The sequence below is a fragment of the Pseudomonas sp. CFBP 13711 genome (assembly GCF_014842265.1).
GTDB lineage: Bacteria > Pseudomonadota > Gammaproteobacteria > Pseudomonadales > Pseudomonadaceae > Aquipseudomonas.
In genome coordinates this window covers 131,966-157,043 of record NZ_JACYVI010000005.1, presented here as the reverse complement: position 1 = coordinate 157,043, position 25,078 = coordinate 131,966, and the positions used below count along the sequence as shown (strand labels likewise).

Here is a 25,078-nt window from a genome sequence, read left to right as displayed (position 1 = left end):
TCATATCGCCATGACTGATTTTCGGATGACCGCGTTGACGAACTTACGGGCGGTGCCCCTCCTCCTGGCTCTCGCCCTCGGCCTCAGCGGTTGTGCGCACACGCCCGCTCCTGACGGACCGAGTCAGGCGCTGCCGGCGGCGCAGTCTTCATTCGGCCGCTCGATCATGGCCCAGGCGGCGCCTCACGAGGGCCGTTCGGGCTTCCGCCTGCTGCCCAACAGCACCGAAGCCTTCATGGCCCGCGCCGAGCTGATTCGCAACGCCAAAACCAGCCTGGATCTACAGTACTACATCGTTCACGACGGCCTGAGCACGCGGGCACTGGTTGACGAATTGCTCAAAGCTGCCGATCGCGGCGTTCGCGTGCGCATCCTGCTGGACGACACCACCAGCGACGGGCTGGATGAAGTCATCGCCACACTCGCTGCGCACCCGAACCTTCAGATCCGCCTGTTCAATCCGCTCAATCTGGGCCGCAGCATGGGCGCCACCCGTAACCTGGGCCGGCTGTTCAATCTGTCCCAGCAGCATCGCCGCATGCACAACAAGTTGTGGCTGGCCGACGGCGCCGTGGCCATCGTCGGCGGGCGCAATCTGGGTGACGAGTATTTCGACGCCGAACCCAATCTGAATTTCACCGACATCGACATGCTCAGCGTGGGCCCGGTGGCGGAACAGCTGGGTCACAGCTTCGATCAGTACTGGAACAGCGCGCTCAGCAAGCCGATCAACGACTTCCTCTACTGGCCACCCGATCGTAAGGATCTGACCAAAGCGCGCGCTCTGCTGGCCGAGTCGCTGGATCAGGCCCACGTTGAGAAGAAGGCCCTGTATGAACGGCTGATGGACTATCGGACTCACCCGCGTATGAAGACCTGGCTCAATGAGCTGATCTGGGCGCACAACCAGGCGTTGTGGGACGCGCCGACCAAGGTGCTGTCACGGGGCGAGCCCGACCCGCATCTGCTGCTGGCGACTCAATTGAGTCCTGATCTGGGCGGCGTGCACAAGGAACTGATGCTGATCTCAGCCTACTTCGTGCCCGGGCAGGAAGGCTTGGTGTACCTGACCGGACTCTCGGACAAAGGCGTGTCGGTGAACCTGCTGACGAATTCGCTGGAGGCCACCGACGTGCCGGCGGTACACGGCGGTTACGCGCCCTACCGCCGAGCGCTGCTGGAGCACGGCGTGAAGCTGTTCGAACTGCGCCGCCAGCCAGGCGATCCGAGCAACGCCAAGGGCAGCGGACCTGCATTTCTGCACACAAACCTGATCAAGGGCGGCTCGGAATCGAGCCTGCACAGCAAGGCGATGATCTTTGATCGCCAGAAGATGTTCGTGGGTTCGTTCAATTTCGACCCACGGTCAGTGCTGTGGAACACCGAAGTCGGCGTGCTGGTCGACAGCCCCGAGCTTACCGAATACCTGCGCGAGCTGGCGCTTCAGGGTATGGCGCCGGCCATCAGCTATCAGGTCAAGCTGGAAAACAACCGGCTGGTGTGGGTGACCGAGGACAACGGCAAAATCCACACGCTGTCCAAAGAGCCTGGCGACTGGTGGCGCCGGATGAACGCTTGGTTCAGCACGGCGGTCGGCCTGGAAAAGATGCTTTAAGCCGCCACCGCCTGCGCGCCAAAGGCCTTGGGACGCTGGGACAGGATCACCAACCCCAGCGCCCCCGCCGCCATCAGCAACGGCAGCGCCTGACCGCTGACCCACTGGCTGCCAGCGCCTGCCGCCAAGGGGCCGAGCAGGCAACCGATCCCCCACAGCTGGGCGACGTGGGCATTGGCGCGCACCAAAGCGTCATCGCGGTAGCGCTCGCCAATCAGAATCAGCGACAGCGTGAACAGCCCGCCCGCACTGGCGCCGAACAGCACCCACAGCGGCCAGATCGCAATTGTGTCGACCAGCAGCGGAATCGCCAGGCTCGACACCATCAGCACCAGCGCACACCCGGAAAACAGCCGCCGACGGGAAACCCTGTCGGCCAGCGCACCAATCGGCAGCTGCAGAAGCGCATCACCCACCACCACAGTGCTGACCATCGCCAAAGCCACTTCAGGCGTGAAACCTTGCTGCAGGCAATACACCGGCAGCAAGGTCAGAATCATCGCTTCAAACCCGGCGAATAAAGCGATGGCCCACGCAATGGCCGGCAAACTCCGACAGAAGCCGCCGAGATCGCGCAGCGTCACATGGCTGGATTCCGCGCTCGGCGCGCCTGTTCTGCCCAGCAATAGAAACGGCGATACCGCCAGCAGCAGGGTCCCGACCCAAAACCCATAATCTGCTTCCGTGCCAATGAAACCCAGCAGCACCGGCCCGCCCAGCTGACTCAATGCGTAGGAACTGCCGTACAGCGCCACCAGCTTGCCGCGCAGCCGTTCGATCACCAACTGGTTGATCCAGCTCTCGCCGAGCACGAAGACGATGGTCAGGATCGTCCCGAGCATCAGCCTCAATACCAGCCAGATCCAGTAATTGGGCAGTAACGCCAGCAAACCCACTGAAAATGACCCGGCCCACAGGCACAGCCGCATCAGGTTGGCGGTGCCGAGTCTTGAAGCGAGCCGGCTGGCAAGGCTGGCACCCAGCAGCACGCCAATGGCCGGCATCGCAGCCATGACGCCGATGGCAAACGCACCGTAACCCCAGGCCTCCAGCCGCAGGGACACCAGCGGCATGCTCACGCCCAGCGCCAGACCGACGCTCAATACCGACGCCAGCACAGCGAAATAAGTACCCCAACGCATCACCACGCTCCTGTGGCTCAAAAGGACGAAACAAAACAGCCGGGCTTTGATGAAAGCCCGGCTGCGTTGGTTTTTACAGCGACTGAGTGTTGAAGCGCGCGCGGCCTCTTACAGCTTGATCCAGGTCGCTTTCAGCTCGGTGTATTTATCGAACGCGTGCAGCGACTTGTCTCGCCCGTTGCCGGACTGCTTAAAGCCACCAAACGGCGCAGTCATGTCGCCGCCATCGTACTGATTGACCCACACGCTGCCAGCGCGCAACGCCTTCGCGGTCAGATGCGCCTTGGACAAGTCAGCCGTCCACACCGCCGCGGCCAGGCCGTAAGGCGTGTCGTTGGCAATCTGAATGGCTTCTTCAGCGGTATCGAAGGTCAGCACAGAGAGCACTGGCCCGAAGATCTCTTCCTGAGCGATCTTCATCGCGTTGGTCACGCCGTCGAAGATCGTCGGCTCAACGTAGGTCCCACCTGTCTCTTGCAGAATGCGCTTGCCGCCGACGACGAGCTTGGCGCCGTCGGTGTGGCCGGCTTCGATGTACGACAGTACGGTGTTCATCTGCTGGGTATCGACCAGCGCGCCAACGGTGGTTGCCGGATCAAGCGGGTTGCCCGGCTTCCAGGCTTTCAGCGCTTCGATCACCATCGGCAGGAATTTGTCCTTGATTGAGCGCTCGACCAACAGACGGGAGCCGGCCGTGCAGACTTCGCCCTGATTGAAGGCGATGGCGCTGGCCGCAGATTCCGCCGCAGCCTGCAGATCTGGCGCGTCGGCGAAGACGATGTTCGGGCTCTTGCCGCCGGCTTCCAGCCAGACGCGCTTCATGTTCGATTCGCCGGAGTAGATCAGCAACTGCTTGGCAATCTTCGTCGAACCGGTGAACACCGCCGTGTCGACGTCCATGTGCAGCGCCAGCGCTTTACCGACGGTGTGGCCATAACCCGGCAGGACGTTCAGCACGCCAGCTGGAATACCGGCTTCGATGGCGAGCTGGGCGACGCGGATCGCGGTCAGCGGGGATTTTTCCGACGGTTTGAGGATCACCGAGTTGCCGCTCGACAGCGCAGGGCCCAGCTTCCAGGACGCCATCAACAGCGGGAAATTCCACGGCACGATGGCCGCCACCACGCCAATTGGTTCACGAGTCACCAAGCCCAATTGATCGTGCGGGGTCGGCGCCACTTCGTCATACAGCTTGTCGATGGCCTCGCCGCTCCAGCTCAACGCCTGGGCGGAGCCGGGAATGTCGATGCCATAGGAATCGCTGATCGGCTTGCCCATGTCGAGGGTTTCGAGCAGCGCCAGCTCTTCGACGTTCTCGTTGATCAGCTCGGCCAGACGAAGCATGGCTGCCTTGCGCTTGGCAGGCGCCAATCGCGACCAGACGCCGGAATTGAACGTAGCCCGGGCGTTTTCAACGGCGCGTTGCGCGTCGGCGGCGTCACAGCTGGCGACGTGGGCGAGGAAGCGGCCATCGACCGGACTGATGCAGTCGAACGTCGAGCCGGATGCGGCGTCTGTGTATTCACCGTTGATGAAAGCACGGCCTTCGATTTTCAGATTCTGGGCGCGTTGTTCCCAGTCAGCATGAGTCAGGGTGGTCATGAAACGTCCTCCTCTTATGAAATAGGCACGTCTTCGCACTCGAATCGGGCTCCAGGGCAGGGCCTGACGCGTCATCGGATCGGCCGAAGGCATTCGCCACCCTAAACCAGCATTGGGCGGATTTCCAATATATTGGACAGAAGCGGGCTTAATCTGGCCGGATCGTGCATTTTATTCAACAGCTGTTCGGGCTCGCTCGTGCTTTCCATCCGGCCCTCGGCGAGCAACAATCACGCAGCGCCTACTTTCAGGAATCAGATATGAGCATCGAAAGCATCGTCGACTTCAGCGAAGCCACTACCGCAGCGGAGCGTTTCACCCCTGCTGCTGAAAAGATCCTCAAGGGCGAGCCGAACCAGACGGTTTACAACCATTACAACAGCCCGTGCGGGCAGCTGAATGCAGGCGTCTGGGAAGGGGAAGTCGGTCAGTGGAAGGTAAATTACACCGAGCATGAGTACTGTGAAATCGTGCAGGGCGTCTCGGTCATCCGTGACGAAGCAGGCAAGTCGAAAACCCTGCGCGCGGGTGACCGCTTCGTGATTCCTGCAGGGTTCACAGGCACGTGGGAGGTGCTGGAGGCCTGCCGCAAGATCTATGTGGTGTTTGAACAGAAGACCTGACTGTTAGTTGACCCACCTTATTTCACCCACAAAAAAGCCCGCATCGCTGCGGGCTTTTTTGTAAGAGGCAGAAATCAATTACTTGATTTTGGCTTCTTTGTAGATCACGTGCTTACGAACAACCGGATCGAATTTTTTAATTTCGATTTTGTCCGGAGTCGTGCGCTTGTTCTTGTCGGTGGTGTAGAAGTGGCCGGTGTTAGCGGTCGACACCAAACGGATCAATTCACGCATGATTTTCTCCCTTAGACCTTCGCGCCAGCACGGCGGATTTCGGCCAGAACAACCGTGATACCACGCTTGTCGATGATACGCATGCCTTTAGCAGATACGCGCAGACGTACGAAGCGTTTCTCTTCTTCAACCCAGAAGCGGTGATGCTGCAGGTTTGGCAGGAAACGACGACGGGTTTTGTTGTTTGCGTGGGAAATGTTATTCCCGGTTACCGGACCCTTACCGGTAACTTGACATACTCTCGACATGCCTCAGCCCTCTAAAACCACATGCCCAACCCGGCATGGGTTGGCCGCTTAATCTCTCAGTCATTTGGCGCCAGGCGCCGCGTTTCTTCAGGGGTCTTACCGGCCACACCTAAGGTGAAGGCAGCGGGCCCCTAGAAAAGAGCGCTGCTTTATACCAGAAAGCCCCCGGTGCAACAACACAAACCACGAATTGCCTGTCACAAAGCCAGGGCTTTCACCCGGCAACGCCAGCGGCGTTAGGCGCGGCGGGAAATATACCACTCGTCGCGCCGCAGCGATTGTTCTGCGCCAATCGATGGTCTAGGGTTACTGACTCTCCAGACTGCGCCGGCAGATGGGCTCTCTCTGAAAGGAAAATCGCCATGCGCCTAGCCGTTCTACCCCTGTTGCTCGCGTCCCTGTCCACACCACTGCTGGCCCAGGCGGCAACGACGCTGAGCGTCTGCACGGAAGCCAGCCCCGAAGGCTTTGACGTGGTGCAGTACAACTCGCTGACCACCACCAATGCTTCGGCCGACGTGCTGATGAACCGCCTGGTGGACTATGACGCCAAGGACGCCAAGCTGGTTCCGAGCCTGGCGCAGAGCTGGAGTGTGTCGCCGGACGGGCTGACCTACGACTTCAAACTTCGCGCCGGCGTGAAATTCCATCACACCGACTATTTCACCCCCACGCGCGAGCTCAACGCTGACGACGTGGTGTTCAGCTTCCAGCGCATGCTCGATCCGGCCAATCCGTGGAATAAGGTCGCTGTGCAGGGCTTCCCCCACGCGCAATCCATGCAATGGCCGTCGCTGATCAAGAAAGTCGAAGCGACCGATGCCACCACAGTGCGCATCACCCTGGACCACCCGGATGCGACCTTTCTGGCGACGCTCAGCATGGGCTTCGCTTCTATTTATTCCGCGGAGTACACCGCGCAGCTGTTGAAGGCCGGTACGCCGGAGAAGCTCAACAGCCAGCCGATTGGCACCGGGCCTTTTATCTTCAAGCGCTTCCAGAAAGACTCGGTGGTGCGTTACGAGGCGAACCCGGATTACTTCGCCGGGAAACCGGCCGTTGATGCGTTGATCTACGCGATTACGCCGGACGCCAATGTTCGCCTGCAACGTATTCGCCGCAATGAGTGCCAGGTTGCCCTGTCGCCCAAGCCGATGGATGTTGCTGAAGCCGGCAAGGATTCGAACCTGAAGGTCGAAAAGACTGACGCCTTCATGACCGCTTTCCTGGCGATCAACAGCCAGCATCCGCCGCTGGACAAACCGGAAGTGCGTCAGGCGATCAACCTGGCATTCGACAAAGATACTTACCTGAAAGCGGTATTCGAAGGCTCGGCGCGCCCGGCCAATGGTCCGTATCCGCCTAATACCTGGGGCTACGCCAGTGACCTGCCTGGCTACAAGCATGATGTGGCGAAGGCAAAGGAACTGCTGACCAAGGCCGGTCTGAAAGACGGCTTCAAGACGACGATCTGGACTCGGCCGTCGGGCAGCTTGCTCAATCCCAACCCTAACGCCGGCGCGCAGTTGCTGCAGAACGATCTGGCCGCGGTGGGGATCAAGGCGGAAATCAAAGTTATCGAATGGGGCGAGCTGATCCGCCGCGCCAAGACCGGCGAGCACGACCTGCTGTTCATGGGCTGGTCGGGGGATAACGGCGACCCGGATAACTTCCTGACGCCGCAGTTCTCCTGCGCCGCAGTTAAATCCGGCACCAACTTCGCGCGCTACTGCGATGAGAAGCTGGACAAGCTGATCAGCCAGGGCAAGGCGGTGACCGATCAGGCGCAACGCAGCAAGCTGTATCACCAGGTTCAAGAGCAGATCCAGAAGCAGGCATTGTGGCTGCCGCTTGCGCATCCAACTGCCTATGCGCTGCTGCGCAAGAATGTCGAGGGTTATAGCGTGAGCCCGTTTGGTCGTCAGGATTTCTCAAAGGTGACCGTGAAGTAATTCGCGGGAGATCGGGAACCGGGCTCATACGCTCCCCCGCTGGATGCACGCGATGCTTAGTAGGACCGGCTTCAGCCGGGAAGAGGCCCGTTTGCACACCGTCGATTTTGCGGTGTGAATACCGACGCTTTCCCGGCCAAAGCCGGTCCTACATTCGTTCGGTGTCCAGCCCCAGAATCTCTGTGATTAGCCAGTCCTGGCCGCTACATCAACCCATACTCAACCATCGACAGCGGATCGCCGTCGCCGATGATCAAGTGATCCAGCACCACCACGTCCACCAGCGCCAGCGCCTGTTTCAGATGCCGCGTCAGGTCGATGTCGGCTTCGCTGGCGTCTTTGACGCCGGAGGGGTGGTTGTGACAAAGGATCAAACCCGCCGAGTTGTGGGCCAGTGCCCGCTTGACCACCTGCCGCGCGTGGACATGCGCCGTGTTGATCGAGCCGTGAAACAGCACTTCGAACGTCTGAACCCGGTTCTTGCTGTCCAGAAACAGACAGCCGAAGACTTCATGGGGCTCGTGCCGTAACAACGCCTTAAGGTAGCGACGCACCTGCGTCGGGTTTTCCAGCACGGAATCGCGCTTCAAATCCTCGCCCATGTTGCGCCGGGCCATTTCCATGACAGCCTGCAACTGCGCGAACTTGGCGGGTCCCAGACCCAGCTCGCTGCTGAATGCAGTCAGGTTGGCTTCGAGCAGCGCACGCAGGCTGCCGAACTGATGCAAAAGGTGTCGGGCCAGGTCTACGGCGCTTCTCCCCGACACGCCCGTGCGCAAGAAAATCGCCAGCAATTCGGCGTCCGACAGACTCGACGCCCCCCGCTCCAGCAGCTTCTCCCGCGGACGCTCTGCCGCCGGCCAATCGCGAATACTCATAGCAGCTCCCTGTATGTGGCGCCGCTGTTCCCGTGCGGTCGCTGTGCTATCTTAGCCGCTCTTTTTTGCGCGACAGTCAGGCCTGGGGAGGCGTAATGATTGCCGCGTGTTAACCGACCTAAAGGCAGGCCTATGCAGCGGCTGTATCGAAAACGCATCGTTCTCGGCGTCGGCGGTGGCATCGCGGCCTACAAGAGCGCCGAACTGGTCCGCCGTTTGCGCGACCACGGTGCGGAAGTCCGCGTCGTCATGACCAAAGGCGGCGCTGAATTCATCACCCCGCTGACCATGCAGGCCCTGTCCGGCCACCCCGTCCACCTGGATTTGCTCGACCCCGCAGCGGAAGCCGCCATGGGTCATATCGAGCTGGCCAAGTGGGCCGACATGATTCTTATCGCACCGGGCACCGCCGACCTCATGGCCCGTCTGGCCCAAGGCATTGCCAACGATTTGCTGACCACCGTGGTGCTGGCGACCGACGCTATCGTCGCCGTCGCGCCCGCGATGAATCAGGCCATGTGGCGCGACCCCTCCGTGCAGGCCAATCTGCAACTGCTCGAACAGCGCGGCTTTCGCATGTTTGGCCCGGCCAGCGGCAGTCAGGCCTGTGGTGATGTGGGCTACGGGCGCATGCTCGAACCCAATGATCTGGCGCAATCTGCCGCCGATTGTTTCCAACGCCTGACGCTGACCGGCAAGCATGTGCTGATCACTGCCGGCCCTACCCAGGAAAACATCGATCCGGTTCGCTATATCACCAACCACAGCTCCGGAAAAATGGGTTTCGCCCTGGCCGAAGCCGCTGCCGAAGCGGGCGCGCGGGTCACCCTGATCACCGGCCCGGTGAACCTGCAGACGCCTGACCGGGTGTCGCGCATCGACGTTGTCAGTGCCCGGGACATGCTCGCCGCCTGCGAAGATGCCATGCCTTGCGATCTCTTCATCGCCTCGGCAGCCGTTGCGGACTACCGGCCGGAAGTCGTCGCCACACAGAAATTGAAGAAAGATCCCACCACCGGTGATGGTCTTCTGCTGCAGATGGTCCGTAACCCGGACATTCTCGCCAGCATTGCACAGCGCCCAGATCGCCCGTTCAGCGTCGGCTTCGCGGCCGAAACCGAACACCTGCTCGATTACGCCGCACGCAAGCTCAAAGACAAGAACCTTGATTTGATCGTCGCCAATGACGTCGCCAATCCCAGCATTGGCTTCAACAGCGAAGAAAACGCCTGCAGCGTGATCGACCGAGCGTTGCAAGCGACGCTCTTCGCCCAGACCAGCAAAGCCAAGATCGCGCGGCAGCTGGTGACTTTTATCGCCGATCGCATGAACCAGGTTTAATCACAAATGCACGCTCTACAAGCCAAGATCCTCGACCCTCGCATTGGCAGCGAATTCCCGCTTCCCGCTTACGCCACTTCTGGCTCGGCCGGCCTCGACCTGCGCGCCATGCTGAAAGAAGACACTTTGCTCGAACCGGGTCAGACCCTCCTGATTCCTACCGGGCTGTCGATATACATCGCAGACCCTGGCCTGGCTGCACTGATTCTGCCGCGCTCGGGCCTGGGGCATAAACACGGCATCGTGCTGGGCAACCTGGTGGGCCTGATCGACTCCGATTATCAAGGCGAACTGATGGTCTCCTGCTGGAACCGTGGCCAGACCGCTTTCAAGATCTCCATCGGCGAGCGTCTGGCTCAGCTTGTACTGGTGCCGGTGGTGCAGGCGCACTTTGAAATCGTCCAAGACTTTGACGAGAGTCAGCGCGGCGCAGGCGGCTTCGGCCACTCCGGCAGCCATTGATCCTGTCACAAATACTCACTTTGGCTAACGCATCGCTTTTGGCCTGACGGGCTTTGAGCGGTGCGAAAACAACAAGAACGCGTCCGGACGACCCAGCAGGGAGAGTTAGTTTGAAAGGCATCAAACGCACAGCCAAAGCGACCCCCGTTCCGGAAACAAGTGCCCCGGCCGGCAAAGACGCCAATCTGAGCCTGGCAAGTCCCGGCCTCATTCCTTCGCTCATCGGCCTGCTCGCGGCAATGGTGCTGGTGTGGCTTGCCATTCAAAGCCAGCCGCAGCAACAGGAGCAGTTGGTTCAGGCGTGGGGCAGCGCGCAAGCCGGGGCCGTCAACAAGGCCCTGCGCCAGATCAACGCCGACACCCAGGCCGCCGCGATGGACGCCGCGCTGAGCCAGGCCCTGTTGAGCAACAATTCGTCGGTCATCGAGAGCGCGCAGACTCAATTGCGTTATCGAGACGGCGTGGTAGGCGCACGGCTCAACCCTGTGGGATTCAACAGCGTAGACACCCAAAGCGCGCTGCCGATCAGCTTCGCCACGCTGGACATGCTGGCCAAGGCCGGCAAGGGTGAAACGCCTGCGCCCGAAGCGCGCAAGGTCGGCGACACATGGCTGATCTACAGCGCCTCGCCCTTGCGCACGGCGCCAGACGCGCCGATCACCGGCACCCTGTTGCTGGCGTTCAACCCACAGCGGCTGATCAATGCACTCCCCGAGACACCCGCCGATGCGGGTCAGGTGGTACTCGTTCAGCAGTTTGGTAACGCCACCGCGCAGAATTTTCTCACGCGCGGCGAAGACGACGGCAGCCGTCCACAAGAATTTTCCACCGGCTACCCCAACTGGAAACTGACCTTTGCGGCCGGCCCCGCGCTGCAAGGCTCGACGCCCTGGCTGATGCTGCTGCTCGCCTTGCTGGTTGCCGCCGGGGCGATGCTGTTGGGGTTGTATCTGAACGAGAGTGCGCTCAAGCGCCGGGTTGCTGCCGACGCGCGGCAGCTTGAGCAACTGCTGCAAGAACTCTCCGGAGGCAAGGCCGTCAAGGCCTTCAGCTTGAGCCTGCCCGCGTTGAACGGGCTCGCTCAGAGCATGGCGCGTTTCTCGCTGCGCAATAATCCAGCGTCAACAGGGTCGACAGAACAGGGTCAGCCAGCCGGGACACCGCCGCACGGCGCCGCACCGCGCCTTCCGGTTGTGGCGGAGGATGACCACCTGACCGACCCTCTGTTTCAGGACACCGATATCCTCGACCTCGACCTGATCGATGACCACCCTGACTCCCCGCAGTCGGATCCATCCCGCGCCATGAGCAGCAACGCTTCCATCGCCCCGCCATTTCCCGAGACGATTTTCCGCGCTTATGACATTCGCGGCATCGTCGGCGATACGCTGAACGCCGAGACCGCCTACTGGATCGGCCGGGCCGTCGGTGCGGAAAGTCTCGCGCAGGGCGAGCCGCATGTTTCGGTAGGCCGCGACGGTCGACTCTCGGGGCCTGAGCTGGTCGCGGACTTGATCAAGGGGCTGCATGACAGTGGCTGCCACGTCAGCGACATCGGTCTGGTGCCCACGCCGGCGCTGTACTACGCCACCCACGTACTGGCGGGGAAAACCGGCGTCATGTTGACGGGCAGCCACAACCCGAAGGATTACAACGGCTTCAAGATCGTCATTGCCGGCGATACGCTGGCAGACGAGCAGATTCAGGCACTGCACGAACGCATCAAGGCCAACGACCTGCCGTCCGCCAAAGGCAGCATCATCAAGGTCAATATCCTCGACCGTTACGCCAGCGAGATCATTGGCGATGTGGTGCTCGCGCGGCGCATGAAAGTCGTGGTGGATTGCGGCAACGGTGTAGGTGGCGTTATCGCCCCGCAATTGATCGAAGCGCTGAATTGCGAAGTCATCCCGCTGTATTGCGAGGTCGACGGCAATTTCCCCAACCATCACCCTGATCCGGGCAAGCCGGAGAACCTTCAGGACCTGATCGCCAAGGTCCGGGAAACCGGCGCCGATCTGGGACTGGCCTTCGACGGTGATGCCGATCGTGTCGGTGTCGTCACCAATACCGGCACGATCATCTACCCTGACCGCCTGCTGATGCTGTTTGCCCGCGATGTGGTCAAGCGCAATCCTGGTGCTGACGTGATTTTCGACGTCAAATGCACGCGTCGCCTGATACCGTTGATCCACGAATACGGCGGCCGCCCGGTTATGTGGAAGACGGGTCATTCGCTTATCAAGAAGAAGATGAAAGAAAGCGGCGCGCTGCTGGCGGGCGAGATGAGCGGACACATCTTCTTCAAGGAGCGCTGGTTCGGTTTCGACGACGGCATCTACAGCGCAGCGCGTCTGCTGGAAATCCTCAGTCAGGAAAAACTCAGCGCCGAAGAGCTTTTCCAGACCTTTCCAAACGATCTGTCCACGCCCGAGATCAACATCAAAGTCACCGAAACCCGCAAGTTCAGCATCATGGAAGCGCTGGAGCGCGACGCCCAATGGGGCAACGCCAACCTCACCAGCATCGATGGTGTGCGGGTCGATTATCCGAAAGGCTGGGGCCTGGTTCGCGCTTCCAATACTACGCCCATGCTGGTATTACGCTTCGAGGCCGAAACCGAGCTTGAGCTGCAGCGGATCAAGGACGTCTTCCATACCCAGTTGAAACACGTAGCACCGGATCTAGAACTTCCTTTTTGACCCAATTTTGAGTGGAGCCCAAATGACCCTCGAACATGATGCCGCAGCCAATGCCGCCAAGGTCCTTTCCGAAGCGTTGCCCTACATCCGACGTTTTGTTGGCAAGACGCTTGTCATCAAATACGGCGGCAACGCCATGGAGAGCGACGAGCTGAAAACCGGCTTCGCCCGCGACATCGTGCTGATGAAGGCGGTGGGTATCAACCCGGTCGTGGTTCACGGCGGTGGCCCTCAGATTGGCGACCTGCTCAAGCGCCTGTCCATCGAAAGCCATTTCATCGACGGCATGCGCGTGACCGACGCCGAAACCATGGACGTGGTGGAAATGGTGCTGGGCGGCCAGGTCAACAAGGACATCGTCAACCTGATCAACCGCCACGGCGGCAGCGCCATCGGCCTGACCGGTAAAGACGCGCAGCTGATTCGTGCGAAGAAGATGAACGTCACGCGTCAGACCCCGGACATGCTCAAGCCGGAAATCATCGACATCGGCCATGTGGGTGAAGTTGTCGGCATCAACACCGACCTGCTGAACATGCTGGTGAAGGGCGATTTCATTCCGGTGATTGCGCCCATTGGCGTAGGCGCGGATGGCGAGTCCTACAACATCAACGCCGATCTGGTCGCAGGCAAAGTCGCTGAAGCCCTGAAGGCCGAAAAGCTGATGCTGCTGACCAACATCGCCGGCCTGATGGACAAGGAAGGCAAGGTGCTGACCGGCCTGACCACCGAGCAGGTCAATGGCCTGATCGCCGACGGCACTATTTACGGCGGGATGCTCCCAAAGATCCGTTGCGCACTGGAAGCGGTTCAGGGCGGCGTGAACACCTCGCACATCATCGACGGCCGTGTGCCGAATGCCGTGCTGCTGGAGATCTTTACCGATACCGGCGTTGGCACCTTGATCAGCAATCGCAAGCGTCACTGATTGCCGCTGTAAAGAGCCCCGCCCGGCCCACTGCCGGTCAGGGCTTTTTTACGGCCAGGTTTTAGTGGCGCCCACACAGGCTTCAGATTTATCCGACCGGCTAAAGCGCCATCTGATGACAGTCACACCCTCAGGAACTGAACACCGTAGGTCTCGCTCATTATTTCGAGACCTCTTATGTCCACGCTGCATCGCAATACCCCGCCACCCGTTCAGCCAGAACCCTCATTGGAACTCCTTTTGCCCGGCGAGCAGCCGAATGTAGAGCTGGCGCCCCCGGCAGATGTGTTGGAGCCCTACGTCAGCGCGCAGTCGCTGACCGGGCACGACGCGCTTGAGGACGTCGCGCCATTCAGTGGCGTTTACAACGTCGACGGCCTGCTGTTCATCGAACTCGACGGCCGCACGTACGAAGTGGAATTCGATACCGACAACTTCCGCTTCAACCTTGTGGCACCTCGGGCGCCTGATCACGGGATGGACGAAAGCGCCGAGGCGCCAGCGAACCGGGAGCAGGTTCTACGCGGCTGGCATCCGACCTACCTAGCCGGCAGCCAGAGATGGTTGCTTTTACCCGCCACTTCACGCGTGAGTAGCACCGTAGAGCCTGCCCGACTCATGACGCTGCCTCATCAGGTCGACGCTTTGTTGACGGCCGGGGATCTGGTCAGAATCAACGACACGGTCGGGCGTTTCCTGTTGCAAAACACGCCACAGCCGAACGACACCCAAGGTACGCAGACGTTGCTGTCGCTCCTCGCGGCCCCCCATTTGGCCGTCTTGAAGCCAGGCGCCAACGCTGCCAGGCCAACGCAAAAATCCCTGAGCATCGTCCTCGACTCGATGCTCAGCTCTGCGCCGGCCGAGACGCTCGCCGGTCAACTGCTCAAGGCGCTGGAATGGTACGGCGGCGAGGATGGTGAGGTCACCGCCCCGGTCATTCGCCAGCAACTGGTATGGGCGGCGCTCATGCTGGAGCTCAATCCCCCCGAGTACCAAAGGCCAGGACACGTTGCGGGTTGTGATCTGGAGGGGCCGCAGAATTGGGGCCTGACCTACCGGCAGCGTCAGACACGGCTGCTCAACGCACTCGCAGCAAAGACCGCCACGCCTGAGCTGGCGCTGTACATCCTTTCGCCTGCCATTCCTGACTTCGTGGTGGAGGGCATCGATGAAGACCTGCGATACGGCACGGCGGCGTGGGTGAATTTCGTTCATGGCGTATCACTCGGCAATACGCTTGCTCCAGCGTTGGCATCGACGCTCACGTTCGAAGAAGTGATTCAGTTGCCCATGAACTTGAGCAAGGAGGCGAGCTATGAAGAGCTGACCTTGATTGCCACCACCCGCGCACTTCCCAGCCTGAAGTGGGCGACCGCCAATGGACTATCGCGCAGTGAGGGCACTAACGACTTTTCGCTGTCGGAGATGGACGCGGCAGCGGCCGCCCTGGACGGTTACATTGCCAATGCGTTGGAGGCGGCCGAGGGAATGACCCGTGAGGTACCTGATCGCGTTCGACTAGCGATGGGCAAGCTTCGCGACATTTTTGGCGCCGAGGCCGACGACATCAAAAAAATGCTCATGTATCCCGCCGCTTTCAGCAGGCGACTTGAACATTTATTGCGCAGTGACCCTTCAAGCGACGCTTCTCGTTTTTACTTGCTGGACGTTTTTTCAGCGGGAGAACTGGTGAACGGGACCGACACGTTCAAACCTGTCACGCCCCGAGCGCCAGTCAGAGGAGGGTTTGAGAGGATCTCGACCCCGCTTATCGGCATCGATATTCCGAGGATGTTTGAAGCGCAATACCGGTTCTATGAAGCGCGAGCAAAAGCCGCCTACGCATTTATCATCGAGGAGTTGCTGACGCAGTTGCCCGCCGAGGATCGAAGAGCGCTTCACTGCGGGAGGGTGAAGATTCATACGGTGCGCACATCCACGGGGAAACTCGCAGGGTTCGAAGTGCCACAAGACAGAGAACGTAAGCGGGGTCGCTACGGTTTTATCCTCGAATGTGCGGACCGGGAAGACACTTTTTACTACGAGCTTTTCCCTCTCGTGGGCGTAGCCGTACGTCATACCCATTTGGCAATTCCTACCCGGCGTGCGCATCCCTTTCCTTCAGCACTGCCCTCAGCGCTGGAAATCGTGTCCGGAAATGCCGTGGGTATCGACTGGGACGCCTACGCCAACCTTACCAAGCCACAACCCGGCAAAACCTCTGTGGTCATCAGCGAAATGGTCGCCGAGCTCGCCCCGCTCGCCTCCCTGCCCGACGATGCAGGCGCTGCCCTGACATCGGCACGCTTGAAGGACATTTCGTTCGAGGTAGCGACAACCCACCTGTTTTTTTACTCCCATGACGCCTACCTCTATCATCGCCATCAAACAGCATCGGAAGAGGTGGCCAGCAACTACCCTCCACTCTTGCGCAGTCTTGAACTGTTCGTTCCAGGGCTCGCCTGCACCAATGCGATTGCGACGGATGAGTCACCCGCCGTCGCCTGTACGCTGGACGCGCTCACTTTCGGCATCCCGGCATTGAGGCTTTTACGAGGTGCAATCAGACTGGCATTCAATGCGGGCAAGCTGAGTGTTATGCGGGCCCTGCCGACATTCGCGCAGTTGATGCCCGCCGTATTTCTGAGCTCTGCTCATGTGTATCGAGCGACACGCGCTTCCAGCACTTTCATGCCTGGGGCCATCGGCAAGCTGCTCGCTTCAAAGGCGTTCAATATGAACGCCTTTCATGCCCTGGCTCGTCGAATGCACGGCATCGCCAGGTCAACGGCAGGCATAAGCCAGGGCCTGCGCCACGTCTCTGGCATCCCCACCATCACAACGCCCACGCAATGGCACGGCACGAGCACCATGGATGTCCTAGCCAAAGTCGGGGACATTGAGAATGTGCCTGTGCGCAGAATCTCCAACGCTGTGTCTCGCACGCACGGCGCCTATTACCTGATTACCTCGGGGTGCGCATATGGCCCACGGCTGATCGCGCGACGAGCCATCGGGAATTCACTGCAACGCATTAACGGCAGGACGGGCTATCCCCTGTCTGGCCGAGGCGCGATGAAAAACCCCATCGCGGGACCCGATAGCGGCACGCTGGGCCCTGCGATCGATGCCACTACTGATCTGGCAGACGTGATGAAGGTCAATGGCATCAGTGCAACGCCAGAGCAGCTCACTGCCATCAGAGAAGCTATGGAGGACGGAACGCCGCTGTTTATCTACGAAACCGTCAACGGCAGCAAAAGCATCGCGCTCCATGATGTGTACGACGGGGTATATCTGGACGCCCTCACCAACTTGCGGGTGAGCGTTTTCAGGTTTTATAACCATGCCACCCTGAAAACATGGCGTGTAGACCCTGCACTTCAGGCTAATGTCATGCAGGTCGCCCCACAGCGCCTGAACCCCGGTCGAGGAGAGTTGATTCAGAAGCGGATGGACGACATCAAGTCAGGCATTACCGAAGGGCAATACCTGCCGCCTATCCACGTCAGGGAGCTGGAAAACGGCGCTTATCCGGTCGTCAACGGCAATCATCGGCTTGCCGCTGCGCTCGACATGCAGCTTGAGACTGTCCCGGTGCTGATCGTCTGATCCGAAGCGAGGGCGCGCAGGCTAGCGGCCCAAAAGCTTCTGCAACCGCGCACGATCTTGCGCGAACTCGGTTTCGGCCTGGGTTCGCGCAGTCTGATAGCGCAGGATGTCGACTTTCAGGTTCTGCTGCTGATCGCGCAGGTCGTCCATCTGATCGAGCAGCGTCTTGGGCACAGGATGCCCTGCCCGCTCCTGATCAGCCGCCTGCGTCTGAAGTGCGCCCTGCTGCGTGACGAGGTTCTGAATGTTGCCTTGAGCCACGACGATCAAGCCGTCGAGTTCAGCGAGCCGACGATTCTTCGCCCGGTCGACGTCTTCGACGCTGGTGTACAGCCGAAGCAGATGCGCATCGGCGTCGGACTGCAGCTTGGCGGCCTGGGCATCGCGCAGTTCATCGGCCGAAGGTGCAGGCGGTATCGTCTGCACCACGCGACCGCGCTGATTCAGCACTTCATAACCCTTGCCGACGTACTCCGGGGGCACGCCCTGGCGATCGAGCACGGTCACGCCGCGATTGTCGACGTAGCGATACAGCACGATGCCCGGGGCGTCGTCCGCTTGAACACTCGCGATGCAACCCAAACCCAGCGACAGACAAAAACCCAACGTGCCCAGCTTGAGCATAAACCGCATCCTTTTGGAGGCTCAGATTCCGTATTGAGCCCGGTAAGCCTCGACGGCAGGCAAGTGCTGCTTGAGCTGCGGATCGTCGGCCAGGAATTCCAGCACCTGATTCAACGAAACGATGCTCACCACCGGAATGCCGAAATCACGCTCGACTTCCTGAATGGCAGACAGCTCGCCATTGCCGCGCTCCTGGCGGTTCAACGCGATCAGCACGCCGGCAGCGTTCGCGCCCTGGGCCTGAATGATCTGCATGACTTCGCGAATAGCGGTGCCTGCAGTTATTACGTCATCGATGATCAGCACATTTCCGGTCAACGGCGCGCCCACCAGGCTGCCGCCTTCGCCATGGGCCTTGGCCTCTTTGCGGTTGAAGCACCAGGGTAGGTCGAGGCTGTGATGGTCGGCCAGCGCCACGGCAGTCGCCGCTGCAAGGGGAATACCCTTGTAGGCCGGGCCGAACAGAACATCGAAGGAGATACCGCTTTCAACAACGGCAGCGGCGTAGAACTTACCCAGTTGGGCGAGGGCCGAACCACTGTTGAAAAGACCGGCATTGAAGAAGTAAGGACTGGTGCGCCCAGACTTCAATGTGAACTCACCGAAGCGCAAAACTCCGCGATCGATGGCAAAACGAATGAAATCGCGTTGATACGCCTGCATGAAAAAAGCCCCGAATACCACGGATTTAGCTAATTAGGTAGAGCTCGGGTATCATACACGCACGTGATTTTTGGGGCCATTTATGCGGATCATCAGTGTGAACGTTAATGGTATTCAGGCTGCAGTCGAGCGTGGTTTGCTCAGTTGGCTGCAAGCCCAGAATGCCGACGTCATCTGCCTTCAGGACACCCGCGCCTCCGCCTTTGAACTGGACGACCCAGCCTTCCAACTGGACGGCTACTTCCTATATGCCTGCGAAGCCGAAGTGCCTGCCCAGGGTGGCGTGGCGCTTTACTCGCGGCTGCAGCCGAAGGCAGTTATCAACGGTCTTGGTTTCGAGACGGCTGACCGTTACGGGCGTTACCTGCAGGCAGATTTCGACAAAGTCAGTATCGCTACGTTGCTGCTTCCTTCCGGGATGAACGGCGATGAAGACTTGAATCAGAAATTCAAGCTCATGGACGATTTCGGCAAGTACCTCGACAAGCAGCGGCGCAAACGTCGCGAGTACATTTACTGTGGCTCGCTGTATGTGGCGCAACAGAAGCTGGACATCAAGAACTGGCGTGACAGCCAGCAATCTCCGGGCTTCCTGGCACCAGAGCGTGCATGGATGGACGAGATCGTTGGCAACATGGGTTATGTCGATGCCCTGCGCGAAGTCAGCCGTGAAGGCGATCAGTACAGCTGGTGGCCGGATAACGAACAGGCCGAGATGCTCAACCTGGGCTGGCGCTTCGATTATCAACTGCTGACCCCGGGCCTGCGTCGTTTCGTACGCAGTGCGCGCCTTCCACGCCAGCCGCGCTTCTCGCAACACGCGCCGCTGATCGTGGATTACGACTGGACGCTCACCATCTGACGTTCAGTTGCTCAAAAAAAGCCGACGTGAAGTCGGCTTTTGTTTGTCCGCAGATCAGGCATTTGCCCGATCCCCGTGAAGTCTTACTTGATCAACCGCCAGGTAAACGGATAGCGGTAGGCGATGCCGTCATTGACCTTGACGCCCGCGATGATCGTCAGCACCAGCGCGCCGACGCCCACCAGCATCAACAGCGGAAAGCCGATAATCACTACCATCAGCAAAAAACAGATCATCGCGGCGATGGCGACGGTGATCTGAAAATTGAGGGCTTCCTTCCCCTGGGCATCGATGTACGGGTCGACTTCTTTCTTGAGCTGCCAGACGATCAGGGGCCCGAGCAAATTGCCGAACGGGAAGATCAGGCCGAAGAACGCCGCGAAGTGGCACAGCATCGCCCACTGACGGACTTCTTTACTCGGCGTTGGCAACGGCGACTGACTCTCGATCATCATGCTTTCCCTGTTTTGATGTAGTGCTCTGACGTGGTGTTCTGACGTAGAAACCGATCAGTCGGCCAGTGCCGCCTGCTGCAGTTCGAAGATTTCGCTCATGCCTTTTTGAGCCAGTGCCAGCATCGCGTTCAAGTCTTCAGGCTGGAACGGCGCGCCCTCGGCAGTGCCCTGCACTTCGATGAAACCGCCCGCATTGGTCATGACCACGTTGAGGTCGGTCTCGGCCGCAGAGTCTTCAAGATAATCCAGGTCCAGGACCGGCTCGCCCTGATACATGCCCACCGATACGGCTGCGATCATCTGCTTCAGCGGATCGCCACCCTTCAGGCCGCCACGCTTTTTGATCGATTTGAGTGCATCGATCAGCGCAACCATGGAGCCGGTGATCGACGCAGTGCGTGTCCCGCCGTCTGCCTGGATCACGTCGCAGTCGACATACAAGGTGATTTCACCCAGCTTGGACATGTCCAGTGCCGCACGCAGCGAGCGGCCGATCAGGCGCTGGATTTCGAGGGTACGGCCGCCCTGCTTGCCACGGCTGGCTTCGCGCTGGTTACGCTCGCCCGTTGCGCGAGGCAGCATGCCGTACTCAGCCGTCAACCAGCCCTGGCCCTGGCCCTTGAGAAAACGCGGAACGCCGTTTTCAACGCTGACGGTGCAGATCACCTTGGTATCACCGAACTCGACCAGCACAGAACCCTCGGCGTGCTTGGTGTAGTTGCGGGTGATGCGGATCGGGCGAAGCTGATCGGCAGCGCGACCACTTGGACGTTTCATCTGGGATACCTGTACTGGGAGACGGAAAACTGGTCTGCATTATAGAGGTGCAGGCACGGCTTGGGACATCTAAAGACACATCGCTCACAACGAACGCTGCTGAAGGGCACTGCCGGACAGCAGGATCACGACGCCGCGCATCGCTTGCGACAATGCCACATTTGGGCGCACACCCTGCACTGAGCTACAATCCTGCGCCTTTATAGCCAGTCGTTTCCCCACGACACTTTGCCGGGGATTCATCCCGGACCGGCTATCCGCAAACGCCTGAATTTATAGAGGTACTTCCCATGGTGCACAGCATGACGGCTTTTGCCCGCGCTGAACGAGCCGGCCCACAAGGCACGCTGAGCTGGGAAATGCGCTCGGTCAATCACCGTTACCTCGAACCCCATTTGCGCCTGCCGGAATCCTTCCGTGACCTCGAAGGCGCCGTACGCGAAGCGCTGCGCCAGGGCCTTTCCCGGGGCAAAATCGAATGCACCCTGCGTTTTACTGAAGAAACCGCAGGCAAACCGCTGCAGGTTGATCGCGAGCGCGCAGGGCAACTGGTCGCGGCTGCGGAGATCGTTGCCAGCCTGATCAAACAACCCGCTGCGCTGAACCCGCTTGAAGTGCTAGCCTGGCCTGGTGTGCTGGTGGCCGACGCTGCCGATCCGCAAGCGCTCAACAATGATGCCCTGGCCTTGTTCAACGAAGCCCTTGAAGAACTCAAAGCCGGACGTGCCCGCGAAGGCGCCGATCTGGCCAGGCTTCTCGACGAACGGCTTACCGCGATCAAGACTGAAGTCGCGACCTTGCGTACGCTCGTGCCGCAGATGCTCGCCGCCCAGCGCCAGAAGGTGCTCGATCGCTTTGCCGACATGAAGGCCGAGCTCGATCCGCAGCGTCTGGAACAGGAAATGGTCCTGCTGGCGCAAAAAAGCGACGTCGCCGAAGAACTCGACCGCCTGAGCACGCACGTCACCGAGGTTCGCCGCGTGCTCAAAGCCGGCGGACAAGCCGGGCGCCGGCTGGATTTTCTGATGCAAGAGCTCAACCGCGAAGCCAACACCCTGGGCTCCAAAGCCTTTGATCCTCGAAGCACGCAAGCTGCCGTCAACCTCAAAGTGTTGATCGAGCAGATGCGCGAACAAGTGCAGAACATTGAGTAAGGCCATCTCCGACATGACCCACAGCACCGGCACCCTGTACATCATTTCCGCCCCATCGGGCGCGGGCAAGACCAGCCTGGTCAACGCCCTGATCAACGCTCAGCCGCAGATTCGCGTGTCGGTGTCCCACACCACCCGGGCCATGCGTCCGGGCGAAGTCGACGGCGTGAATTACCACTTCGTCGACCGCGCCGAGTTCGTGCGCATGATCGAGCACGGCGACTTTCTCGAACAGGCTGAAGTCTTCGGCAATATGTACGGGACCTCACAAAGCCGGTTGCAGCAGACGCTGGACGAAGGTCATGACCTGATTCTGGAGATCGACTGGCAAGGTGCGGAGCAGGTTCGCAAACTGATGCCCCACGCCCGCTCGATCTTCATTCTGCCGCCGACCCAGCAGGCGCTGCGCCAGCGTTTGACCAACCGGGGCCAGGACAGCGACGAGATCATTGAAGGCCGCATGCGCGAAGCCGTCAGCGAAATGAGTCACTACGCCGAATACGATTACATTGTGATCAACGACGATTTCGCCACGGCGCTCGAAGACCTGAAAGCGATCTTCCGCGCCAATTTGCTGAGCCAGGAGCACCAACAGCAGCGTCATAGTCAGCTGTTGTCGCAACTGTTGGCCTGATCGGTTTTTGCCCGGCAAAACCGGGCTATTGAAATCAGCGCTTCCCTAAACGCTGGTGATTTTTTAGACTGTCGAGTCCGCTCGCCCATTCGGGCACCGCGCATATCGCTTTTGCTACGAGGAATACCCATGGCCCGCGTGACCGTTGAAGACTGCCTGGAACATGTAGATAACCGTTTTGAGCTGGTCATGCTCGCCACCAAGCGCTCGCGTCAACTGGCGACCGGTGGCAAAGAGCCAAAGCTGGCATGGGAAAACGACAAGCCTACCGTAGTGGCCCTGCGTGAAATCGCTGCAGGCCTGATGGATTACGCTGTTATCGCAGAAGCCGAAATCGTTGAAGATGAACCACTGTTCGCCGCATTCGAGGACGAGTCCAGCGAGGCCGTCTAAGCCTATGCCTGGTCGACGTAGCAAGGCGCAGGGTCACAGCCTTCGGCAAGGAGATTTATCTTGCCGAGCATAGACGCCCTCGCCGATCGCCTCGCGACCTACCTCGGCGCAGACCAGGTCAATCTGGTCCGCCGGGCGTACTTCTACGCCGAACAAGCCCACGACGGCCAACGCCGTCGCAGCGGCGAAGCCTACGTCACGCATCCGCTGGCGGTGGCCAATATTCTTGCCGACATGCACATGGACCATCAGAGCCTGATGGCCGCCATGCTGCATGACGTGATCGAAGACACCGGCATCGCCAAAGAAGCGCTCTGCGCACAGTTTGGCGAAACGGTGGCCGAATTGGTCGACGGGGTCAGCAAACTGACCCAGATGAACTTCGAGACCAAAGCCGAAGCTCAGGCCGAGAACTTCCAGAAGATGGCGATGGCCATGGCGCGGGACATCCGTGTGATTCTGGTCAAGCTCGCCGACCGCCTGCATAACATGCGCACGCTGGAAGTCCTTTCCGGAGAGAAGCGCCGTCGCATCGCCAAAGAAACCCTCGAAATCTACGCCCCTATCGCCAATCGTCTTGGCATGCACAGCGTGCGCATCGAATTCGAAGACTTGGGTTTCAAGGCGATGTACCCGATGCGCTCTTCGCGCATTGGCCAGGCGGTCAAGCGCGCGCGCGGCAACCGCAAGGAACTGGTCAACAAGATCGAAGAGTCGCTGAGCCACTGCCTCGCCGTTGACGGCATCGAAGGCGAAGTCAGCGGTCGTCAGAAGCATTTGTATGGCATCTACAAAAAGATGCGCGGCAAGCGCCGGGCCTTCAACGAGATCATGGACGTCTACGCGTTCAGGATTATCGTCGACAAGGTCGACACCTGCTATCGCGTGCTCGGCGCTGTGCATAATTTGTACAAGCCGCTGCCCGGCCGCTTCAAGGATTACATCGCGATCCCGAAAGCCAACGGCTATCAATCGCTGCACACCACCCTGTTCGGGATGCACGGCGTGCCCATCGAAATCCAGATTCGTACCCGCGAAATGGAAGAGATGGCCAACAACGGCATCGCCGCGCACTGGCTGTACAAGTCGTCTGGCGATGAACAGCCGAAAAGCACCCACGCGCGGGCCCGTCAGTGGGTCAAGGGCGTGCTGGAAATGCAGCAGCGTGCGGGTAACTCGCTGGAATTCATCGAAAGCGTGAAGATTGACCTGTTCCCGGACGAGGTCTACGTGTTCACGCCCAAGGGCCGAATCATGGAGCTGCCGAAAGGCTCCACAGCGGTGGACTTCGCATATGCCGTGCACACCGACGTTGGCAACAGCTGCATCGCCTGCCGGATCAATCGCCGGCTGGCGCCGCTGTCCGAACCGTTGCAAAGCGGCTCGACCGTCGAGATTGTGAGTGCGCCGGGAGCACGTCCGAATCCGGCCTGGCTCAACTTTGTCGTGACCGGCAAGGCCCGCACGCACATCCGTCATGCGCTCAAACTGCAGCGCCGATCGGAGTCGATCAATCTCGGCGAACGCCTGCTGAACAAAGTACTCAACGGCTTCGACAGCACGCTGGAAAAGATTCCGGCCGAACGCGTGCGCCTGATCCTTGCCGAGTACCGGGTCGAGGTCATCGAAGACCTGCTCGAAGACATTGGCCTGGGTAACCGCATGGCTTACGTGGTCGCTCGCCGATTGCTGGCCAGTGAAGGCGATCAACTGCCAAACGCAGAAGGTCCACTGGCTATTCGTGGCACCGAAGGCCTGGTCCTCAGCTACGCCAAGTGCTGCACGCCGATTCCAGGCGACCCGATCGTCGGGCATCTGTCCGCGGGCAAAGGCATGGTCGTGCACCTGGACAACTGTCGGAACATCGCGGAAATCCGCCACAACCCCGAGAAGTGCATTCAGCTGTCCTGGGCCAAAGACGTCACCGGCGAATTCAACGTTGAGTTGCGCGTCGAACTGGAACACCAGCGTGGCCTGATCGCCTTGCTTGCCAGCAGCGTCAACGCCGCGGACGGCAACATCGAAAAAATCAGTATGGATGAACGCGATGGTCGCATCAGCGTGGTCCAACTGGTGGTCAGCGTGCACGACCGCGTGCATCTGGCTCGTGTGATCAAGAAACTGCGCGCCCTGGCCGGCGTGATCCGCATCACCCGTATGCGCGCGTAGTCAAA

22 protein-coding genes are annotated in these 25,078 nt (G+C 60.0%); 13 read left to right on the top strand and 9 right to left on the bottom strand.

Features of this window, described 5'->3' with window-relative positions; all coding sequences use genetic code 11:
- Positions 1-25: 25 nt before the first annotated feature.
- Entirely contained in the window at positions 26-1,615 is a 1,590-nt protein-coding gene (locus tag IFT47_RS11680) for a phospholipase D family protein (protein ID WP_192171449.1), read from the top strand.
- Here IFT47_RS11680 and IFT47_RS11675 read toward each other — a convergent pair.
- Complete coding sequence (locus IFT47_RS11675) at positions 1,612-2,757, bottom strand: MFS transporter (protein ID WP_172610268.1); 1,146 nt, start codon at positions 2,755-2,757, stop codon at positions 1,612-1,614. The two genes, IFT47_RS11680 and IFT47_RS11675, sit on opposite strands and share 4 nt — an antisense overlap.
- 108 nt (positions 2,758-2,865) lie before the next feature.
- Positions 2,866-4,359 carry an aldehyde dehydrogenase gene (locus IFT47_RS11670; RefSeq protein WP_192171450.1) on the bottom strand — a complete coding sequence of 498 codons (1,494 nt, stop codon included), beginning with the start codon at positions 4,357-4,359 and terminating at the stop codon, positions 2,866-2,868.
- A 260-nt stretch (positions 4,360-4,619) separates the two neighbouring features.
- Between IFT47_RS11670 and IFT47_RS11665 the strand changes: the two genes are divergently transcribed.
- A complete protein-coding gene (locus IFT47_RS11665) occupies positions 4,620-4,982 on the top strand; it encodes a cupin domain-containing protein (protein WP_192171451.1) in 363 nt (120 codons plus the stop codon).
- Between the two features lie 78 nt (positions 4,983-5,060).
- On the opposite strand, the gene rpmG is transcribed toward IFT47_RS11665, so the two are convergent.
- Both rpmG and rpmB read right to left on the bottom strand, forming a co-directional pair.
- A complete protein-coding gene (rpmG, locus tag IFT47_RS11660) occupies positions 5,061-5,216 on the bottom strand; it encodes a 50S ribosomal protein L33 (protein WP_010225867.1) in 156 nt (51 codons plus the stop codon).
- Positions 5,217-5,227: 11 nt separating this feature from the next.
- Positions 5,228-5,464, bottom strand: a complete 237-nt coding sequence (gene rpmB / locus IFT47_RS11655; protein ID WP_037016669.1) for a 50S ribosomal protein L28 — start codon at positions 5,462-5,464, stop codon at positions 5,228-5,230.
- Between the two features lie 362 nt (positions 5,465-5,826).
- On the opposite strand from rpmB, the gene IFT47_RS11650 reads away from it, so the two are divergent.
- Positions 5,827-7,416: an ABC transporter substrate-binding protein gene (locus IFT47_RS11650; protein WP_192171452.1), complete on the top strand. Its 1,590-nt coding sequence runs from the start codon at positions 5,827-5,829 to the stop codon at positions 7,414-7,416.
- A gap of 203 nt (positions 7,417-7,619) precedes the next feature.
- Here IFT47_RS11650 and radC read toward each other — a convergent pair whose 3' ends face one another.
- Positions 7,620-8,294: a RadC family protein gene (gene radC / locus IFT47_RS11645; protein ID WP_192171453.1), complete on the bottom strand. Its 675-nt coding sequence runs from the start codon at positions 8,292-8,294 to the stop codon at positions 7,620-7,622.
- 132 nt (positions 8,295-8,426) lie between these two features.
- On the opposite strand from radC, the gene coaBC reads away from it, so the two are divergent.
- From coaBC to IFT47_RS11620, 5 genes are all read left to right on the top strand, one after another.
- On the top strand, positions 8,427-9,635 hold the full coding sequence (gene coaBC, locus IFT47_RS11640; protein WP_192171454.1) for a bifunctional phosphopantothenoylcysteine decarboxylase/phosphopantothenate--cysteine ligase CoaBC: 1,209 nt from the start codon (positions 8,427-8,429) through the stop codon (positions 9,633-9,635).
- 6 nt (positions 9,636-9,641) lie between these two features.
- On the top strand, positions 9,642-10,097 hold the full coding sequence (gene dut / locus IFT47_RS11635; RefSeq protein WP_192171455.1) for a dUTP diphosphatase: 456 nt from the start codon (positions 9,642-9,644) through the stop codon (positions 10,095-10,097).
- Between the two features lie 1,304 nt (positions 10,098-11,401).
- Positions 11,402-12,799: a phosphomannomutase/phosphoglucomutase gene (locus IFT47_RS27605; RefSeq protein WP_244655865.1), complete on the top strand. Its 1,398-nt coding sequence runs from the start codon at positions 11,402-11,404 to the stop codon at positions 12,797-12,799.
- 22 nt (positions 12,800-12,821) lie between these two features.
- On the top strand, positions 12,822-13,727 hold the full coding sequence (argB, locus tag IFT47_RS11625; protein ID WP_192171456.1) for an acetylglutamate kinase: 906 nt from the start codon (positions 12,822-12,824) through the stop codon (positions 13,725-13,727).
- Between the two features lie 177 nt (positions 13,728-13,904).
- Positions 13,905-17,342, top strand: coding sequence for a ParB/RepB/Spo0J family partition protein (locus IFT47_RS11620; RefSeq protein ID WP_192171457.1), 3,438 nt, complete (start codon positions 13,905-13,907; stop codon positions 17,340-17,342).
- A gap of 21 nt (positions 17,343-17,363) precedes the next feature.
- Here IFT47_RS11620 and IFT47_RS11615 read toward each other — a convergent pair whose 3' ends face one another.
- Together IFT47_RS11615 and pyrE are read right to left on the bottom strand one after the other, a co-directional pair.
- Positions 17,364-17,975 carry a DUF4124 domain-containing protein gene (locus IFT47_RS11615; RefSeq protein WP_407073212.1) on the bottom strand — a complete coding sequence of 204 codons (612 nt, stop codon included), beginning with the start codon at positions 17,973-17,975 and terminating at the stop codon, positions 17,364-17,366.
- Between the two features lie 12 nt (positions 17,976-17,987).
- Positions 17,988-18,629: an orotate phosphoribosyltransferase gene (gene pyrE, locus IFT47_RS11610; protein ID WP_192171459.1), complete on the bottom strand. Its 642-nt coding sequence runs from the start codon at positions 18,627-18,629 to the stop codon at positions 17,988-17,990.
- An 82-nt stretch (positions 18,630-18,711) separates the two neighbouring features.
- On the opposite strand from pyrE, the gene IFT47_RS11605 reads away from it, so the two are divergent.
- A complete protein-coding gene (locus tag IFT47_RS11605) occupies positions 18,712-19,491 on the top strand; it encodes an exodeoxyribonuclease III (RefSeq protein WP_065988229.1) in 780 nt (259 codons plus the stop codon).
- Between the two features lie 83 nt (positions 19,492-19,574).
- Here the strand turns inward: IFT47_RS11605 and IFT47_RS11600 are convergent, their stop codons facing one another.
- On the bottom strand, positions 19,575-19,943 hold the full coding sequence (locus tag IFT47_RS11600) for a DUF4870 domain-containing protein (RefSeq protein ID WP_192171460.1): 369 nt from the start codon (positions 19,941-19,943) through the stop codon (positions 19,575-19,577).
- A gap of 57 nt (positions 19,944-20,000) precedes the next feature.
- Complete coding sequence (rph, locus tag IFT47_RS11595) at positions 20,001-20,723, bottom strand: ribonuclease PH (protein WP_192171461.1); 723 nt, start codon at positions 20,721-20,723, stop codon at positions 20,001-20,003.
- Positions 20,724-21,013: 290 nt separating this feature from the next.
- Between rph and IFT47_RS11590 the strand changes: the two genes are divergently transcribed.
- The 4 genes from IFT47_RS11590 to spoT all read left to right on the top strand — a co-directional run bounded on the left by IFT47_RS11590 (position 21,014) and on the right by spoT (position 25,073).
- Complete coding sequence (locus IFT47_RS11590; RefSeq protein ID WP_192171462.1) at positions 21,014-21,877, top strand: YicC/YloC family endoribonuclease; 864 nt, start codon at positions 21,014-21,016, stop codon at positions 21,875-21,877.
- A gap of 13 nt (positions 21,878-21,890) precedes the next feature.
- A complete protein-coding gene (gmk, locus tag IFT47_RS11585) occupies positions 21,891-22,511 on the top strand; it encodes a guanylate kinase (protein ID WP_192171487.1) in 621 nt (206 codons plus the stop codon).
- Between the two features lie 129 nt (positions 22,512-22,640).
- A complete protein-coding gene (gene rpoZ, locus IFT47_RS11580) occupies positions 22,641-22,904 on the top strand; it encodes a DNA-directed RNA polymerase subunit omega (protein ID WP_025257879.1) in 264 nt (87 codons plus the stop codon).
- A 60-nt stretch (positions 22,905-22,964) separates the two neighbouring features.
- Positions 22,965-25,073: a bifunctional GTP diphosphokinase/guanosine-3',5'-bis pyrophosphate 3'-pyrophosphohydrolase gene (spoT, locus tag IFT47_RS11575; protein ID WP_192171463.1), complete on the top strand. Its 2,109-nt coding sequence runs from the start codon at positions 22,965-22,967 to the stop codon at positions 25,071-25,073.
- Positions 25,074-25,078: the final 5 nt, after the last annotated feature.

Coding starts and splice junctions, on each gene's coding strand:
- IFT47_RS11620 (WP_192171457.1), top strand. CDS start 13,905: ATGTCCACGCTGCATCGCAATACCCCGCCACCCGTTCAGCCAGAACCC.
- pyrE (WP_192171459.1), bottom strand. CDS start 18,629: ATGCAGGCGTATCAACGCGATTTCATTCGTTTTGCCATCGATCGCGGA.
- IFT47_RS11615 (WP_407073212.1), bottom strand. CDS start 17,975: ATGCGGTTTATGCTCAAGCTGGGCACGTTGGGTTTTTGTCTGTCGCTG.
- IFT47_RS11675 (WP_172610268.1), bottom strand. CDS start 2,757: ATGCGTTGGGGTACTTATTTCGCTGTGCTGGCGTCGGTATTGAGCGTC.
- IFT47_RS11590 (WP_192171462.1), top strand. CDS start 21,014: ATGGTGCACAGCATGACGGCTTTTGCCCGCGCTGAACGAGCCGGCCCA.
- rpmG (WP_010225867.1), bottom strand. CDS start 5,216: ATGCGTGAATTGATCCGTTTGGTGTCGACCGCTAACACCGGCCACTTC.
- IFT47_RS11650 (WP_192171452.1), top strand. CDS start 5,827: ATGCGCCTAGCCGTTCTACCCCTGTTGCTCGCGTCCCTGTCCACACCA.
- dut (WP_192171455.1), top strand. CDS start 9,642: ATGCACGCTCTACAAGCCAAGATCCTCGACCCTCGCATTGGCAGCGAA.
- IFT47_RS11670 (WP_192171450.1), bottom strand. CDS start 4,359: ATGACCACCCTGACTCATGCTGACTGGGAACAACGCGCCCAGAATCTG.
- IFT47_RS11665 (WP_192171451.1), top strand. CDS start 4,620: ATGAGCATCGAAAGCATCGTCGACTTCAGCGAAGCCACTACCGCAGCG.
- rph (WP_192171461.1), bottom strand. CDS start 20,723: ATGAAACGTCCAAGTGGTCGCGCTGCCGATCAGCTTCGCCCGATCCGC.
- argB (WP_192171456.1), top strand. CDS start 12,822: ATGACCCTCGAACATGATGCCGCAGCCAATGCCGCCAAGGTCCTTTCC.
- IFT47_RS27605 (WP_244655865.1), top strand. CDS start 11,402: ATGAGCAGCAACGCTTCCATCGCCCCGCCATTTCCCGAGACGATTTTC.
- radC (WP_192171453.1), bottom strand. CDS start 8,294: ATGAGTATTCGCGATTGGCCGGCGGCAGAGCGTCCGCGGGAGAAGCTG.
- gmk (WP_192171487.1), top strand. CDS start 21,891: ATGACCCACAGCACCGGCACCCTGTACATCATTTCCGCCCCATCGGGC.
- IFT47_RS11605 (WP_065988229.1), top strand. CDS start 18,712: ATGCGGATCATCAGTGTGAACGTTAATGGTATTCAGGCTGCAGTCGAG.
- rpmB (WP_037016669.1), bottom strand. CDS start 5,464: ATGTCGAGAGTATGTCAAGTTACCGGTAAGGGTCCGGTAACCGGGAAT.
- rpoZ (WP_025257879.1), top strand. CDS start 22,641: ATGGCCCGCGTGACCGTTGAAGACTGCCTGGAACATGTAGATAACCGT.
- coaBC (WP_192171454.1), top strand. CDS start 8,427: ATGCAGCGGCTGTATCGAAAACGCATCGTTCTCGGCGTCGGCGGTGGC.
- IFT47_RS11600 (WP_192171460.1), bottom strand. CDS start 19,943: ATGATCGAGAGTCAGTCGCCGTTGCCAACGCCGAGTAAAGAAGTCCGT.
- IFT47_RS11680 (WP_192171449.1), top strand. CDS start 26: ATGACCGCGTTGACGAACTTACGGGCGGTGCCCCTCCTCCTGGCTCTC.